Genomic DNA, 14700 nt, shown 5'->3' with positions numbered 1-14700 from the left:
CTCAGACGCTTATTTACCGGCGGCGGTACGCCACTCTTTGATGTACTCCAGGCGTTTTTTCGGCTGCAGATATTCCAGCAGCGTTTCATCAACCGGAATTGGCTTTAGCGCGTTGCCGAGGATTTTGGTCAGGCCGTCGATATCATTTTTCCCTTCGATATCGTTACGAATGGAGGGAATATCCGCCTGACTGGCCAGAATACTTTGCCCTTGCTCAGACAGCACATAGTCAAGCCACAGCTTCGCGGCGTTGCTGTTTTGCGATTGCTGGCTGATGAACGACACGCGCGACAGCACCAGGGTGTAATCTTTTGGATAGGAGATGCCGAGCGACGGATCGTTCTTCGCACGCGCTTCCGCGTAGGAACCGAGGATGTTGAAGCCGATCAGATTTTCACCGGAGGAGACGCGCTCCATCATGGTGCCGGTAGAGGACTGCACCGACAGGCCCCCTTTGGCGACGTCGGCCAGGGTTTTGAAGTAATTAGGATCGGCGTTGTGATCCTGAACCGAGAGCATAAAGCCCAGACCCGATTTTTCGATGTCGTAGGTGGTGACTTTGCCCTTGAATTTGTCCGTCTGGCTGGCAATCAGCTTCGCCAGCGCGGCGTGAGAATCCGGCACGTCGCCGGCCGGGATCAGGCGCTTGTTGTAGATAAAGACCACCGGCTCATAGGTGGTGCCGTATGCCTTATCTTTCCAGACCGCCCATTTCGGCAGCTGGCTTTGCTCCGGCGATTTATACTCCATGGCGTAGTCGGTGGCGAGCTTCAGGCCGGTGTCCATAGAGGAGCTCCAGACCACGTCGCCGCTCACGCCGCCGGAGGCCTGTTCGCTGATGAAACGGTTGTACAGCTCGGTGCTGTTCATGTCGTTGTATTCGACTTTAATGCCCGGGTAGGTTTTTTCGAAGCCCTGGATCAGCGGCCCGGCGGCCTTGATGTCGGTGGTGGAGTAAATAACAACCTTGCCCTCTTTCGTTGCGGCATCAACCACTTTTTGATACTCAGCAGGATAGCCCTGCGGCAGTGCAGACAGTGCAGAAGCAGAGAACAGTACAGTAGCGGTAAGCAGAGAAATTCGGAACGTGTTCGACATTATAGTTAACCTTTTAGTTACATTTGAGGAACTAATTGTCAACATAGCGTATCGGGCTCCACCCACAAGAGGGTGAAGCAAGCAATGATTCCGAAGTGTGATTGTCGCCGTCGTTTCAGCAATTAACACCATAAAATCCGCGAACGTTAGCCTGTAAACGGTTCTGGATTACGGTTTATCGGGCGCTTTGCGGTATAACCTTCGCGGATGACCAATATTGCCATACAGCATTTCGATGCTGATTAACCCGCTCTCCACGCAGTATTCAAGGTAGCGACGCCCCGTGGTTTTGCTGATCCCCACGTTTTCCACCACCTCTTCAACCGACATCGCATCGTCGGGATGCTCGGCGAACAGGCGTTTAATCCGTTCCAGCGTTTGGGGTTCAATGCCCTTCGTCGACGGCGTAATGGAGGCTTCCGCGGCGGGCAGATTAAACAGGCGATCCAGCGCATGCTGATCGACCACCTTCACCTGCTGCACGGTGTGGATAAAACGCATAAACCGCTCCAGCGAGGCGTGCAGGCGCTGGAAAAAGACGGGCTTAATCAGGTAGTCAAACGCGCCGCTGCGCATGGCGTGGCTGCAGGTCTGCATATCGCTGGCGGCGGTGATGAAGATCACCGAGCATTCGTAGCTTTTCAGCAGCGGATTATCGATGAGCTCCACGCCTTTACCGTCCGGGAGATAGTTGTCCAGCAGGATCAGCCGCGGCTGATGCTGACGAATCAGCCTGCACGCCTGCTCAATCGACGCGGCGATGCCCACCACGCGCAGATGGAAATTCTGCTCGATATACTCGCGATGCAGCTCCGCCAGGTGCGGCTCATCTTCAACTATCACAACGTCAAGTGGTCGGGTCATGCTTTAGCCCATTCGGAATAAACACAGAAAAAATAGTGCCCTGCGGCGTATTGTCGGCAATCTCAATGCTGCCGCCGGCCTTGTCGATATATCCTGCCACCAGGAACAGGCCAATACCGTGCTCGGTGCCCACAATGTCGTTTTCGCTGTCCGGCTTGCTGCTGAACCCCTGGCGAAAAATGTGCGGCTTCATCGCATCCTCCACCCCGCAGCCCCGGTCGGCCACCTCGATCAGCAGCTCCTGGTTACGGTCAGAAATGTAGAGTTCTACCGGCGCGTGGACCGGGGCGTTGAGTGTCGCGTCCACGGCGTTATCCAGCAGGTTACCAATAATGGACATCAGCTCCGTTTCACTTAGCGCGGCAGGCATGCGGATGAGCTGGCAGGCGGGGTCAAACAGCAGCTCGATGCCTTTTTCGCGCGCGCTGACGTATTTTCCTAACAGCAGCCCACACAGCGCGGGAGAGGAAAAACGGGCTGAGACAAAGTCCAGCACGCGCTGCGCGCCCTCTGACTGCACCTGAATGTAACGGATGGCCTCGTCATAGTGTTTCATCTGCAGTAGCCCGACCAGAGTGGCGGTCCAGTTCAGCTGTTCGTGGCGCATAATGCGCAGGTTATCCGCATAGCGTTTGATCTGGCTGAGCTGGCTGCTGAGGGTGTTAATGTCGTTTTTGTCGCGAAAGCTGTATACCCAACCGCTTTCAACGCCCGGTTCGACCTCAATGGCTACCCGGTTGACGATCACCTCGCGCTGGTTCAGCACCGCAATCTGGTCATGGCTCCCGCTGCTCACCGAGGCGTAGCGCTGGGATAAAAATCCCGGCGCCGTCTGCAGAATGTCCTCCAGCGGTTTACCGATAAGTTCTTTCTCATTTTGCCGAATATCCAGCATTTCGCGTGCCGCGCGGTTAATTAAAATCAGCTGCTTCTCGCTATTAACGGCAAATACGCCTTCGTACATGGCTTCTAATAGGGCGCGCTGCTGCAAAACCAGCTGAGCGATATCTTTCGGCTCCAGCCGGAACATCTGTTTTTTTAAATTGCGGGTAAACAGCCAGGAGAAAATAAACAGCAGCAGCAGAAGCGCAGCGCCGTATAGCCCGGACTGCCAGAGAATGCGGGCGTTAATATTGGCAATATACGACGTCAGATAGCCGACCGAGACAATACCAATCACCTGATGCTGCGCGTTGAAGATGGGCGCTTTACTGCGTAGTGACACGCCAATCCCGCCCTGACGCACGGAAATAATGGTTTTGCCCTTTAATACCTCCGCATTATCCCCGCCGATCATCGGTAAATTAATCCGCTCCGGGGATTCCGAATGATAGAGGTGCTGCTCCTCGGTATCGCCAATCACAATGTAGCTGGCATCGCTTTCGGCGCGCAACGGCTGAATTAAGCGGGCTATTCCCGGAATATCCCTGGCCGCTACCATTGCCGCCAGACCCGGCATCAGCGCGATCTGGCTGGCCTGAACCCGGGCGCGCTGGCCGAGATCGTGGTGGAGCTGACGGTCAATAAAATGAAACAGGATTGTTCCCAGCAGAACTAACAGCAGGCAGGAGAAGCACACCAGCGCTAAAAACAGCTTTACCTGAAAAGAGAGTCTGCGTTTCATTCAACCTGCGGAAGTTATGTAAAAGTGACATTTGCCGAGCCTGACATGGGCCAATAGCGGACGCAATCTGGCGAGAAAAGAGTTGTGACCTGGCTTTTCGTTTTCGGCGTTATACCCTAAATAATTCGAGTTGCGGGAAGGCGGCAAGGGAACGAATCCCCGGGAGCGTACATAAGTACGTGACTGGGGTGAGTGAGTGCAGCCAACGCACCTGCAGCTTGAAGTATGACGGGTATATAGCCATTAGGATCCCGTAAGGCTATGCTTCATTCAGCACGATAATAATTACAGAGGCAATGTCATGGATAAAGAACTACTGGATGCGGGTTACCGGGCCTATACCGGCGAGAAAATTGACGTTTACTTCAATACCGGGATCTGCAAACACTCAGGTAACTGCGTGCGTGGGAGCGCAAAGCTGTTTAATCTGAAACGTAAGCCGTGGATCATTCCCGATGAAGTGGACGTTGAAACGGTTGTACGCGTGATTGATACCTGCCCGAGCGGTGCGCTGAAGTATCGCCAAAAATAAGCGAGGAACCATGGATATTCTGGAAGGCCATAACAAGTTTTACGTGAATGATGCGAACGGCAATCAGGTCGCGGAGATTGTCTTCGTACCGACCGGCGAGCATCTGAGCATTATCGAGCACACCGACGTGGATGAGAGCCTGAAAGGGCAGGGCGTCGGTAAACAGCTGGTAGCGAAAGTGGTGGAGAAGATGCGCGGTGAGAATCGCAAAATTATTCCGCTGTGCCCGTTCGCGAAGCATGAGTTTGATAAAACGCGGGAATATGACGATATTCGGGCGTAAATAACACCGGCGATGGCCGGTGTTTTTTTATCTTACCTGCTCAAACAGCAATACCATCGCGATCAGCACCATTATCCCTCCTGACGCCATGCTTACCAGACGCGCCGCCTGTGGCCGGGTCGCCAGTACCGCTTTCGAACCATACCCCACCAGCAGATAGACCAGCGTACAGGTGATAAGGTGCATCACGCCGAGCGCGGACATCTGCATCGCTATCGACCAGCTTCCGGTCGGGTCGGTGAACTGCGGAAGCAGCGCCAGGAAAAGTAAAAAAACTTTCGGGTTAAGACCGCTAATGCAGAGCCCTTTCACTGCCCACTGCCTCCAGTTTCCCGCATGATGGGTGGCCTTTTCCGGTGCGGCAGGGTGACGCAACAGTCCGATGCCAAGCCACAGGAGATACGCGGCCCCCGCGACGGTCAGCCCGTTTAACGCCATCGGGTGTTGAGCAATCACTACGCCCACGCCAGCCACCACAATCAGCGTGGCTATCAGATGCCCGGACATTAGCCCCATCACCGCCGGTACCACGCGTCGCCCGTTAATCCCGGCGCTAATGGCGTAGGCCCAGTCGGCGCCTGGCGTCATGATAAGCAGAAAAGAAACCACCCAAAAGCCGGCCACAATACTCATTTCCATCGTCCTGAAGACTCCCGCAGTGCGTCAAAGGTTGAGAAAAAGAATATCGCTAACCCTGCGAAATAGGCTTTCAATGTTATGCTCATAACACCGTGAAATTGAGAAAATCTTCCACATGGATAGCATCGATCGGAAAATTCTTGCTGAGCTACAGTCTGATGGCCGCTTATCCCTTACCGAGCTGGCGGAAAGAGTGAATCTGAGCCTCTCGCCGTGCCATCGTCGCGTGCGGGCGCTGGAGCAGAGCGGGGCGATAACGGGATACCGTGCCAGCCTCGACCCCGCCAAAATGGGATTCAACTTCCTGGCAATAGTGTTTGCGACGCTGAAAGAGGGTGACCGTAAGGCGGTTAGCGCGTTTGAAGCGGCGGTGGAGGAAATTCCGCAGATCGTGCTGGCACAGCGCCTGTTTGGCGATCCAGATTATCTGATGCACGTCGTGACCCGCGACCTGCCCGCTTTCCAGAAGCTCTACGACGAGAAGCTCTCCGCCATGCCCGGCGTGCAGCATCTTCGCTCTACGCTTGTCATGAAAACGGTGGTGCAGGACAGGCCTTTTCCGCTGGAATCAGCTGGGCGAGACTGAGAGGCATGCCCGGCAGAACGCCGGGCATGCAGGGCGTTTAGCCGACAAACATCACCGATACGCACAGCACGCCGACGATCAGCGTCAGCAGGTTGCCAATCGAGCGGTACTGTTTCAGGGAGGGGATCAGATACGTCGACAGCGTCGGCATGATAAACAGGATCATGGCGATAAGCGGGCCGCTGATGGCGTAAATCATCGAAATGGCGTTCGGGTTAATGCAGCAGACGGCAAAGGTGATTAACGACACCCCCATAATGGAAATCGCGCGGTTGAAGGCGCGGCTCTTTTTCACCCCCACCTGGTTCAGCGACGACTTCACGATCTCCGTCGCCCCTTCAATCACCCCAAAATAGGTGCCGAGAAACGATTTCGACATCGCAATAATCGCCACGATAATCCCGGAAATGCCCAGCCACGCCGGAGAAGAAGGCATCATCGACAGCGCGGACAGGATCGTTACCCCTTGCTCTTTGGCGGCCACAATGTACGACGGCGGAATTGAGAGCAGGCAGCTGAAGACAAAAAACAGCACGCTCAGGCAGATGATCAGGTAAGCCACCTTCATAATTTTCTTGCATTTATCCATAGCGCCGTCAGCAAACTTCTCACGACGGTCAACGGCAAACGTTGAGATAATCGGGGTATGGCTGAAAGCAAATACCATCACCGGAATCGAAATCCACACCTGGTGCAGCGTATGGCGATCGACGGCCATCTGGCTGGTCAGCAGCGAGGGTTGCCAGCTGCCGATCAGGTAGAGCGAGACAAACAGGAAATAGGCAATCAGCGGAAACACCAGGAAGCCCATCACTTTTATCGTGATATGCCGTCCCATCAGGAAGATCAGATTTAGGACCAGCACCACGCCCAGGCTGACCAGCACGCGAACGGCGGTATCCACCGTCAGGTGTTTCGCCAGCTGCTCCGTGAGCGAGTTGGTGATGGCCACCGCATAAATCTGCACCACCACAAAGAAGGCGATGAAATAGAGCGTGGTGATCAGGTTGCCAATCTTCCTGCCGTAGTAGTGCGAGACGGCGCCGGTGATCCCTTCGTTGCCTTTCGTTTTCGACGACAGGATAAATTGCGCCAGCGCTTTGTGCGGCCAGTAGGTTAAGGGGTAGGCCACGAGGGCGGTAATAAACAGGACGATTGCGCCTGCGGAGCCCAGCTGAATGGGCAAGAACAGCGTTCCTGCGCCCACGGCCGTGCCATAGAGAGCGAAACTCCAGAGAGTCTCATCTTTTGACCAAATTTTCGACATTAGAGCAACGTATCAACTATCAAACCATCGGAATGGCGTGCAATTTACCATAGTTATGCCTGAAGAGCGCAGTTGCTTCGACGGAGTTTGGCCGGAACGGGCGTCCGGCCAGAGGCGGTTTAGCCTGCCAGGGCGCGCCGTTGCTGGCGACGCTTAAGAAATTTCTCGCGCAGGCTATCGTACGCCCAGTTATAGAACATGGTGTACGGCAGGAAGAACAGGAAGAAACCTATTTCCAGCGTGAATGCCTGAAGCAGGGTAACGCCCAGCACGGCGGCGACAATCGACACGCCAATCACAATAAACCCGCATTCGAACCCCAGCGCATGCAGCGCACGGACTTTTGCGGTACGTTTGACGCGCTGAACGGGCCAGAAACGGTCGAAGCCAAAGTTATAAATAATGTTCCACAGCATGGCGGTGGTGGCCAGAATAATGGTCAATCCCCCCATCTCCACCACGGAACGCTGCATTAGCCACGCCGCCGTAGGGGCGAGGATCGCCGTAGCAATCCCTTCGAAACAGACAGCATGAAAGATCCGCTCCGGCAGTTTACGTTGGAGTGCATCCTGATGTTGCATAGTCATAGACCTCATTAATTCGCCGGTATGGGCGTTGATGCAGCCTATTTTTATCGCTATAGCTGATATATTAAAGATAGTATCCATCGCTAAAGTAGATAGGTTATGCGCTATTCACCCGAAGCCCTTACCGCGTTTGTCGAGACCGTTGCGGCGGGCTCTTTTTCTGCTGCTGCACGCCGGCTGCGTAAAAGCCAGTCGACGATCAGCACGTCGATTGCCAATCTTGAAGCCGATCTCGGTTTCGAGCTGTTTGACCGCTCGGCGCGTCAGCCGGTGTTAACGGTCCAGGGAGAACAGGTGCTGGGCTACGTGCAGGCTATCCTGGCCGCCAGCACGCGGCTGGACGAGCTGGCGGTGTCGCTAACGGCGCAAACGGAGGCGCGTCTGACGTTTGTCCTTTCCGATACCCTTAACCCGGACGTGCTGGAAGAGATGATGAAACAGTTTGACGCGCGTTTTCCCCATACGGAATTCGAATGTCTGATTGGCGAGGAAGAGGACGTGATCGATCTGCTGCAAAAGGAGCGCGCGCAGGTTGGCCTGACGGAAGCGCGCGACGGTTACCCTACGGATATTGGTGTCACCCGGTTGCCGATGCAGACCCGCATGGCAATCTACGTCGCGACCACGCATCCGCTGGCCGGACAACATGACGTTCAGCATGACGAGCTGCACGGCTGGCGGGAGCTGCGGCTCAGCACCTATCTTGAGCGCGAGGCTGAGATCGCGCGCGGGCCCGTCTGGTCAGCGCCGAATTACCTGTTACTCTTGAGTATGGCGGTACAGGGATTTGGCTGGTGCGTGCTGCCGTGTGCGCTGGTGGATGAATTTGCCGCCGCGAAATCCCTGGTACAGCTCAATGTTCCCGGCTGGCCGCGGGCGATCGGCATCGATCTGCTGTGGAATAAACGATCCCCTCCCGGCGTTGCCGGAAGCTGGCTGCGGCAGTATCTGCAGGATGCGCGCTGATCCTTGTGATTAAACTCACTATTTTTAAACAATTAAGATAATTGCCAGTAACAATCCTCTACTATCGTCATGTCATTTAACACAGAGGTCGTGATGAAAGATGTCGTTATAGTGGGTGCGTTGCGTACAGCTATCGGCTGTTTTCAGGGATCGCTCGCGCGTCACTCGGCGGTTGAGCTGGGTAGCGTGGTGGTAAAAGCGCTGGTGGAACGTAGCGGGATCGCAACACATGAAGTTGATGAGGTGATTCTGGGCCAGGTCCTCACGGCCGGTGCCGGGCAAAACCCTGCGCGTCAGGCGGCGCTGAAGGGCGGGCTGCCCAATACCGTTTCGGCCATCACTATCAACGACGTCTGTGGTTCAGGATTAAAAGCGCTGCATCTCGCGACGCAGGCCATTCAGTGTGGTGAGGCGGACGTGATCATCGCGGGCGGGCAGGAGAACATGAGCCGCGCGCCGCACGTGTTGACCGACAGCCGTACCGGCGCACAGCTGGGCAACAGCCAGCTGCTCGACAGCCTGGTGCATGACGGGCTGTGGGATGCGTTCAATGACTATCATATGGGCGTGACGGCGGAAAACCTGGCGCGCGAGTACGGCATCAGCCGTGAGGTGCAGGATGCCTATGCGCTAAGCTCGCAGCAAAAAGCGCGTGCGGCGATTGATTCCGGTCGCTTTCGCGACGAAATTGTCCCGGTCAGCACGCAGCGTCAGAGCGGCGAGCGTATCCTCGTGGATACCGATGAACAGCCGCGCACCGACGCCAGCGCAGAAGGCCTGGCGAGGCTGAACCCCGCGTTTGAAATGCAGGGCTCGGTGACGGCGGGAAATGCCTCTTCCATTAACGACGGTGCAGCCGCCGTGATGATGATGAGCGAAAGCAAAGCCCTTGAACTCGATCTTCCGGTCTTGGCCCGCATTAAAGCATTCGCCAGCGTGGGGGTTGATCCTGCGCTAATGGGGATCGCACCGGTCTACGCTACCCGCCGCTGCCTGGAGCGCGCGGGCTGGCAGCTTTCGGATGTGGATCTGATCGAAGTGAACGAAGCCTATGCCGCGCAGGCGATCTCCGTCGGAAAAATGCTGGAGTGGGATCCTCTGCGGGTCAACGTTAACGGCGGCGCAATCGCGCTGGGTCATCCTATCGGTGCGTCCGGCTGCCGGATCCTGGTTTCGCTGGTCCACGAAATGAAGAAGCGCAATGCCCGCAAAGGGATTGCCACACTCTGTATAGGCGGCGGGCAAGGGGTGGCGCTGGCCATCGAACGCTAACCTCTTCTCAAACAAAATGACCTCCTCCGGGAGGTTTTTTTTCGCGTCCTTTTTCTCCCGGCGGTTGAATTGTGATCCGAACATCATTTCCGCTATAAACAAAAATAAAAATGAAACGTTGTTTTAAATATAATTGAAAAGCCCACTTTATGCCGATAGTATGTGCTCATTATGAAAAACGGAACGCTGTTTCGTTTATTTCCGCCTTCGGGCATGACCACATCTGGAGGTTACCGTGGACGTCAGAGAAAGCATCCACAGTGCGCACGCCAAAACGCTGGATACTCAGGGGCTGCGCAATGCATTTTTAGTCGAGCAGGTATTCGAGGCCGACAGGTACACCATGGTTTACAGCCATATCGACCGCATTATTGTGGGCGGGGTTATGCCCGTCACGAAAAGCGTCTCCGTGGGCGGTGAAGTCGGTAAACAGCTGGGCGTGAGCTACTTCCTTGAGCGTCGCGAACTCGGCGTGATTAACATCGGCGGGCCGGGCACCATCACCGTAGACGGACACTGCTATGAGATCGGCCATCGCGAGGCGCTGTACGTGGGCAAAGGGGCGAAAGACGTGGTCTTTGCCAGCATCGACGGCAGCAAGCCTGCGAAGTTTTACTACAACTGCGCGCCGGCTCACGCCACCTGCCCAACCAGGAAAGTGACCACGGCAGACGTCGCGCCTGTGACGCTGGGCGACAACCTCACCAGCAACCGCCGCACCATCAATAAATACTTCGTGCCGGACGTGCTGGAGACCTGCCAGCTCAGCATGGGGTTGACCGAGCTTGCGCCGGGCAACCTGTGGAACACCATGCCGTGCCATACCCACGAGCGCCGCATGGAGGTTTACTTCTACTTCAATATGGATGAGGACGCCTGCGTGTTCCACATGATGGGGCAGCCGCAGGAAACGCGCCATATCGTCATGCTCAACGAGCAGGCGGTGATTTCACCGAGCTGGTCTATTCACTCCGGCGTAGGGACGAAAGCCTACACCTTTATCTGGGGAATGGTGGGTGAAAACCAGGTCTTTGATGATATGGACCACGTTGCGGTCGGCGATCTGCGCTAGTCGCGGGCGGTGAAGCATAAACCTGCCTGTGAGTGACAGGCTCTGAAAGAGTAAGGAATAAACATGATTCTGGATGCATTCTCTCTGCAGGGGAAAGTGGCGGTGGTTTCCGGGTGTGACACCGGGCTGGGTCAGGGCATGGCGCTAGGCCTGGCGGAAGCGGGCTGCGATATCGTCGGGATTAATATCGTTGAGCCTACGGAAACCATCGAGCGCGTGACGGCTCTTGGGCGCCGTTTCCTGAGCCTGACCGCCGACCTGCGTAAAATCGATACCATTCCTGAACTGCTGGACCGCGCGGTGGCTGAATTCGGTCATATCGACATTCTGGTCAACAACGCCGGGCTGATTCGCCGTGAAGATGCGATCAACTTCAGCGAACGCGACTGGGACGACGTGATGGATTTGAACATCAAGAGCGTATTTTTCATGTCCCAGGCGGCGGCGAAGCACTTTATCGCGCAGGGGAAAGGCGGCAAAATCATCAATATTGCCTCTATGCTCTCGTTCCAGGGCGGCATCCGCGTGCCGTCGTACACCGCGTCCAAAAGCGCCGTAATGGGCGTGACCCGCCTGCTGGCAAACGAATGGGCGAAACATAACATCAACGTGAATGCGATTGCGCCGGGCTATATGGCGACGAACAACACGCAGCAGCTGCGTGCGGACGAGCAGCGTAGCGCGGAAATCCTCGACCGTATTCCGGCCGGACGCTGGGGTCTGCCGAGCGATCTGATGGGGCCGATTGTCTTCCTGGCCTCCTCCGCATCGGATTACATCAACGGCTACACCGTGGCTGTAGACGGCGGCTGGCTGGCGCGTTAATTCCACCCCTATTAAGAACCTCTGCCCGTGGGCGGAGGTTTTTTTGCGCAATAATTGGCTTAGTCCATATCGATAAAGATGAAAAATCCATACTAAAAAATCACTAATGACGGCAATCACACTTTTATTGCTTAAATATTAACTGATTAGTAAAAATACGTGATTATTCGCCACGAGTTGAAATTGTAATGTCCATCACAGAACCGTATGCCGTAGCGGAATAATCCATAACTTCGCGATTTCCGGCCTGACGCTTTTCCTCGCTTTCTCGTAATTTCAGTTAACGAATTTTGCTGTTGAGGCAGGAAAAATATGACATCGATAAATGACTCTACCCTAATGCCCGCTGCGCTGCGCGATACTCGCCGCATGAACCAGTTTGTCTCCATTGCCGCCGCCGTGGCGGGCTTGTTATTTGGACTGGATATCGGCGTCATTGCCGGCGCATTACCGTTTATTACCGATCACTTTACTCTCAGCAGTCGCCTGCAGGAGTGGGTGGTGAGCAGCATGATGCTCGGCGCGGCCATCGGTGCGCTGTTCAACGGCTGGCTGTCGTTCCGTCTGGGGCGCAAATATAGCCTGATGGTCGGGGCAATTCTGTTCGTTGCCGGCTCCATTGGCTCGGCGTTTGCCGCTAACGTTGAAATCCTCCTGCTCTCCCGCGTGCTGCTGGGCGTGGCTGTGGGGATTGCGTCCTACACGGCGCCGCTTTATCTCTCCGAAATGGCGAGTGAAAACGTGCGCGGCAAGATGATCAGCATGTATCAGCTGATGGTCACGCTGGGTATTGTGCTGGCGTTCCTGTCTGATACCTACTTCAGCTACAGCGGCAACTGGCGCGCGATGCTGGGCGTGCTGGCCTTACCGGCGCTGGTGCTGATCGTCCTGGTGATTTTCCTGCCAAACAGCCCGCGCTGGCTGGCGCAAAAAGGGCGTCACGTGGAGGCGGAAGAGGTCCTGCGCATGCTGCGCGATACCTCGGAAAAAGCGCGCGAAGAGCTGAACGATATCCGCGAAAGCCTGAAGTTAAAGCAGGGCGGCTGGGCGCTATTTAAGATCAACCGCAACGTGCGCCGCGCGGTCTTCCTCGGCATGTTGCTGCAGGCGATGCAGCAGTTCACCGGGATGAACATCATCATGTACTACGCGCCGCGCATTTTCAAAATGGCCGGGTTTACCACTACGGAACAGCAGATGATCGCGACCCTGGTGGTCGGGCTGACCTTCATGTTCGCCACCTTTATTGCCGTGTTCACCGTGGACAAGGCGGGCCGCAAACCGGCGCTGAAGATTGGCTTCAGCGTGATGGCGCTCGGCACGCTGATCCTCGGCTACTGCCTGATGCAGTTTGATAACGGCACGGCCTCAAGCGGGCTTTCCTGGCTTTCTGTCGGGATGACCATGATGTGTATCGCAGGTTACGCGATGAGCGCCGCGCCGGTGGTGTGGATCCTGTGCTCCGAAATTCAGCCGCTCAAATGCCGTGATTTTGGCATCACCTGCTCCACGACCACCAACTGGGTATCAAACATGATCATCGGCGCGACCTTCCTGACGCTGCTGGACGCGATTGGCGCAGCGGGAACGTTCTGGCTCTATACGGTGCTGAACGTGGCGTTTATTGGCGTCACGTTCTGGCTGATCCCGGAAACCAAAGGCGTGACGCTGGAACATATCGAGCGCAAGCTGATGGCTGGCGAGAAGCTGCGGAATATCGGCGTGCGATCGTAATGACTGTTTAAGCGTTCAACACAAGTCAGAGTTGGTAAAATGGTTAGTCATTACAATAATAACGTAATGAAATTCACTACCAACTCTGGCAGGGAAGGATGAATAGAGGGATTTGAACTTAGGATAATTCTTAGGATAATGTATCATCGGAACACCGCTATTATTTGCGCAACATGAAACGCATCCTAAAAAGAAGAATGTCTATGTCTGAGATGGATATCAAAAAAAGCACCGATCTTGATTTTCCCCGTTATACCTCCCCGGCAATACACGCTAAAGAAATTGATCTTTTCGGTTTATTAGCGGTCCTTTTGGCGGCCAAAAAACGCATTGTCACCATTATCCTTGCTTTTGCACTGGCGGGGCTGGCCATTTCATTTTTACTGCCGCAGAAGTGGACCAGTAAAGCAGTGATCACTCAGGCAGAATCGTCGCAGTGGAACCCGCTGCGCCAGATGATGGTAGCGTTGCAGGTACTTGACGTGGACGCGAAAATTTCCCGTCCGGAAGTCTTTGACATGTTTATTAAAAAGTTTCAGTCGCAGTCATTGCTCGAAGAGTACCTGAAATCCTCTCCTTACGTGATGTCACAACTTAAAGATGCCGAGGTGGATCCGCTTGAGCTGCATCGGGCGATAGTTAACATTTCAGACAGAATGAAAGCGGTGAATGACGCTCAGGGAAAAGACGCGGATAAAGCGCCTTTTGTCTCCTGGACATTGAGTTTCACTGCGCCGACAGCTGACGATGCGCAAGCCGTACTGAATGGATACATCGATTATATCGCGGCTATTGTTGAAAAAGAGACGGTGCAGAATATCCGCAACCAGATCGCCCTGAAAAAGAATGTCGTTGAGCAGCAGCTGGAACTGGATCGTGTCCGTCTGACCAATATTCACAATACCAACCTGCAGCGACTGAATTATTCGCTGGAAGTGGCGAATGCCGCAGGCATTAAGAAACCAGTTTATAGCAACGGGCAGGCCGTAAAAGATGACCCGGATTACTCCGTTGCGCTCGGCGCTGACGGTATCGCGCAAAAGCTGCAGATCGAAAAAAATCTGAAGGACGTGACCGAGCTGAATGCGGATTTCCAGAACCGGGAATACCACCTCGCACAGCTGAAAAAGCTCTCCTTTGCCGATGTTAAACTTGAGCCATTCCGGTACCAGCTCTCTCCTTCCATGCCGGTGAAAAAGGATGGTCCTGGCAAGGCCCTGATTGTCGTTCTGGCGGCGCTCCTGGGGGGCCTGTTTGCCTGCGGTAGCGTTTTACTGCGCGAGGCGATGCTCGCCCGTACTTCGCCGCCGGAGCCGGTAGCGGAATAAGCTCTGCAGTTTAAAAGGCGCTG

Annotated in this window: 15 protein-coding genes; 9 read left to right on the top strand and 6 right to left on the bottom strand. The window is 55.1% G+C overall.

Annotated elements, in window-relative coordinates; translation table 11 throughout:
- Positions 1 to 9 precede the first annotated feature (9 nt).
- The 3 genes from WM95_RS20140 to WM95_RS20130 all read right to left on the bottom strand — a co-directional run bounded on the left by WM95_RS20140 (position 10) and on the right by WM95_RS20130 (position 3586).
- Positions 10 to 1098: an ABC transporter substrate-binding protein gene (locus tag WM95_RS20140; RefSeq protein ID WP_045355601.1), complete on the bottom strand. Its 1089-nt coding sequence runs from the start codon at positions 1096 to 1098 to the stop codon at positions 10 to 12.
- Between the two features lie 168 nt (positions 1099 to 1266).
- Entirely contained in the window at positions 1267 to 1962 is a 696-nt protein-coding gene (locus tag WM95_RS20135) for a response regulator (protein ID WP_063408205.1), read from the bottom strand.
- The gene (locus WM95_RS20130; protein ID WP_063408204.1) at positions 1946 to 3586 is read right to left on the bottom strand and encodes an ATP-binding protein; all 1641 of its coding nucleotides are present in this window, start codon (positions 3584 to 3586) and stop codon (positions 1946 to 1948) included. Before WM95_RS20130 ends, WM95_RS20135 begins: the two co-directional genes overlap by 17 nt.
- A 301-nt stretch (positions 3587 to 3887) precedes the next feature.
- Between WM95_RS20130 and yjdI the strand changes: the two genes are divergently transcribed.
- Both yjdI and WM95_RS20120 read left to right on the top strand, forming a co-directional pair.
- Positions 3888 to 4118, top strand: a complete 231-nt coding sequence (yjdI, locus tag WM95_RS20125; RefSeq protein WP_008499689.1) for a 4Fe-4S mono-cluster protein YjdI — start codon at positions 3888 to 3890, stop codon at positions 4116 to 4118.
- Positions 4119 to 4128: 10 nt separating this feature from the next.
- The gene (locus WM95_RS20120; protein ID WP_008499687.1) at positions 4129 to 4401 is read left to right on the top strand and encodes a GNAT family N-acetyltransferase; all 273 of its coding nucleotides are present in this window, start codon (positions 4129 to 4131) and stop codon (positions 4399 to 4401) included.
- A gap of 27 nt (positions 4402 to 4428) precedes the next feature.
- Here WM95_RS20120 and WM95_RS20115 read toward each other — a convergent pair whose 3' ends face one another.
- Positions 4429 to 5040, bottom strand: a complete 612-nt coding sequence (locus tag WM95_RS20115) for a LysE family translocator (protein WP_063408203.1) — start codon at positions 5038 to 5040, stop codon at positions 4429 to 4431.
- A 115-nt stretch (positions 5041 to 5155) separates the two neighbouring features.
- On the opposite strand from WM95_RS20115, the gene WM95_RS20110 reads away from it, so the two are divergent.
- Complete coding sequence (locus WM95_RS20110) at positions 5156 to 5626, top strand: Lrp/AsnC family transcriptional regulator (protein WP_063408202.1); 471 nt, start codon at positions 5156 to 5158, stop codon at positions 5624 to 5626.
- Between the two features lie 37 nt (positions 5627 to 5663).
- Here WM95_RS20110 and WM95_RS20105 read toward each other — a convergent pair whose 3' ends face one another.
- Together WM95_RS20105 and WM95_RS20100 are read right to left on the bottom strand one after the other, a co-directional pair.
- Positions 5664 to 6893 carry an amino acid permease gene (locus tag WM95_RS20105; protein WP_047173544.1) on the bottom strand — a complete coding sequence of 410 codons (1230 nt, stop codon included), beginning with the start codon at positions 6891 to 6893 and terminating at the stop codon, positions 5664 to 5666.
- Between the two features lie 119 nt (positions 6894 to 7012).
- Entirely contained in the window at positions 7013 to 7474 is a 462-nt protein-coding gene (locus WM95_RS20100; RefSeq protein WP_023309065.1) for a multidrug/biocide efflux PACE transporter, read from the bottom strand.
- A gap of 105 nt (positions 7475 to 7579) precedes the next feature.
- Here WM95_RS20100 and WM95_RS20095 point away from each other — a divergent pair, with 105 nt between their 5' ends.
- The 6 genes from WM95_RS20095 to wzz(fepE) all read left to right on the top strand — a co-directional run bounded on the left by WM95_RS20095 (position 7580) and on the right by wzz(fepE) (position 14677).
- On the top strand, positions 7580 to 8446 hold the full coding sequence (locus WM95_RS20095; RefSeq protein WP_063408201.1) for a LysR family transcriptional regulator: 867 nt from the start codon (positions 7580 to 7582) through the stop codon (positions 8444 to 8446).
- 93 nt (positions 8447 to 8539) lie between these two features.
- Complete coding sequence (locus WM95_RS20090) at positions 8540 to 9718, top strand: acetyl-CoA C-acetyltransferase (protein WP_063408200.1); 1179 nt, start codon at positions 8540 to 8542, stop codon at positions 9716 to 9718.
- 235 nt (positions 9719 to 9953) lie between these two features.
- On the top strand, positions 9954 to 10790 hold the full coding sequence (gene kduI / locus WM95_RS20085) for a 5-dehydro-4-deoxy-D-glucuronate isomerase (RefSeq protein WP_063408199.1): 837 nt from the start codon (positions 9954 to 9956) through the stop codon (positions 10788 to 10790).
- A 63-nt stretch (positions 10791 to 10853) separates the two neighbouring features.
- Positions 10854 to 11615 (top strand): 2-dehydro-3-deoxy-D-gluconate 5-dehydrogenase KduD, encoded by a 762-nt coding sequence (gene kduD, locus WM95_RS20080; RefSeq protein WP_023309061.1) that lies wholly within the window; start codon positions 10854 to 10856, stop codon positions 11613 to 11615.
- Positions 11616 to 11927: 312 nt separating this feature from the next.
- The gene (gene araE / locus WM95_RS20075; RefSeq protein WP_023309060.1) at positions 11928 to 13349 is read left to right on the top strand and encodes an arabinose-proton symporter AraE; all 1422 of its coding nucleotides are present in this window, start codon (positions 11928 to 11930) and stop codon (positions 13347 to 13349) included.
- A 203-nt stretch (positions 13350 to 13552) separates the two neighbouring features.
- A complete protein-coding gene (gene wzz(fepE) / locus WM95_RS20070) occupies positions 13553 to 14677 on the top strand; it encodes an LPS O-antigen length regulator Wzz(fepE) (RefSeq protein WP_063408198.1) in 1125 nt (374 codons plus the stop codon).
- Positions 14678 to 14700: the final 23 nt, after the last annotated feature.

This window comes from Enterobacter cloacae complex sp. ECNIH7 (assembly GCF_002208095.1).
Taxonomy (GTDB): Bacteria; Pseudomonadota; Gammaproteobacteria; order Enterobacterales; family Enterobacteriaceae; genus Enterobacter; species Enterobacter cloacae_M.
Note: the sequence above shows the minus strand (reverse complement) of the source record. Positions and strands in the feature narration are given on the sequence as shown.

Bases quoted from the DNA above. Each gene is read 5' to 3' on its own strand.
- araE (WP_023309060.1), top strand. From the start codon at position 11,928: ATGACATCGATAAATGACTCTACCCTAATGCCCGCTGCGCTGCGCGAT.
- WM95_RS20120 (WP_008499687.1), top strand. From the start codon at position 4,129: ATGGATATTCTGGAAGGCCATAACAAGTTTTACGTGAATGATGCGAAC.
- WM95_RS20105 (WP_047173544.1), bottom strand. From the start codon at position 6,893: ATGTCGAAAATTTGGTCAAAAGATGAGACTCTCTGGAGTTTCGCTCTC.
- WM95_RS20090 (WP_063408200.1), top strand. From the start codon at position 8,540: ATGAAAGATGTCGTTATAGTGGGTGCGTTGCGTACAGCTATCGGCTGT.
- kduD (WP_023309061.1), top strand. From the start codon at position 10,854: ATGATTCTGGATGCATTCTCTCTGCAGGGGAAAGTGGCGGTGGTTTCC.
- WM95_RS20095 (WP_063408201.1), top strand. From the start codon at position 7,580: ATGCGCTATTCACCCGAAGCCCTTACCGCGTTTGTCGAGACCGTTGCG.
- WM95_RS20100 (WP_023309065.1), bottom strand. From the start codon at position 7,474: ATGCAACATCAGGATGCACTCCAACGTAAACTGCCGGAGCGGATCTTT.
- WM95_RS20130 (WP_063408204.1), bottom strand. From the start codon at position 3,586: ATGAAACGCAGACTCTCTTTTCAGGTAAAGCTGTTTTTAGCGCTGGTG.
- WM95_RS20140 (WP_045355601.1), bottom strand. From the start codon at position 1,098: ATGTCGAACACGTTCCGAATTTCTCTGCTTACCGCTACTGTACTGTTC.
- yjdI (WP_008499689.1), top strand. From the start codon at position 3,888: ATGGATAAAGAACTACTGGATGCGGGTTACCGGGCCTATACCGGCGAG.
- WM95_RS20115 (WP_063408203.1), bottom strand. From the start codon at position 5,040: ATGGAAATGAGTATTGTGGCCGGCTTTTGGGTGGTTTCTTTTCTGCTT.
- WM95_RS20135 (WP_063408205.1), bottom strand. From the start codon at position 1,962: ATGACCCGACCACTTGACGTTGTGATAGTTGAAGATGAGCCGCACCTG.
- WM95_RS20110 (WP_063408202.1), top strand. From the start codon at position 5,156: ATGGATAGCATCGATCGGAAAATTCTTGCTGAGCTACAGTCTGATGGC.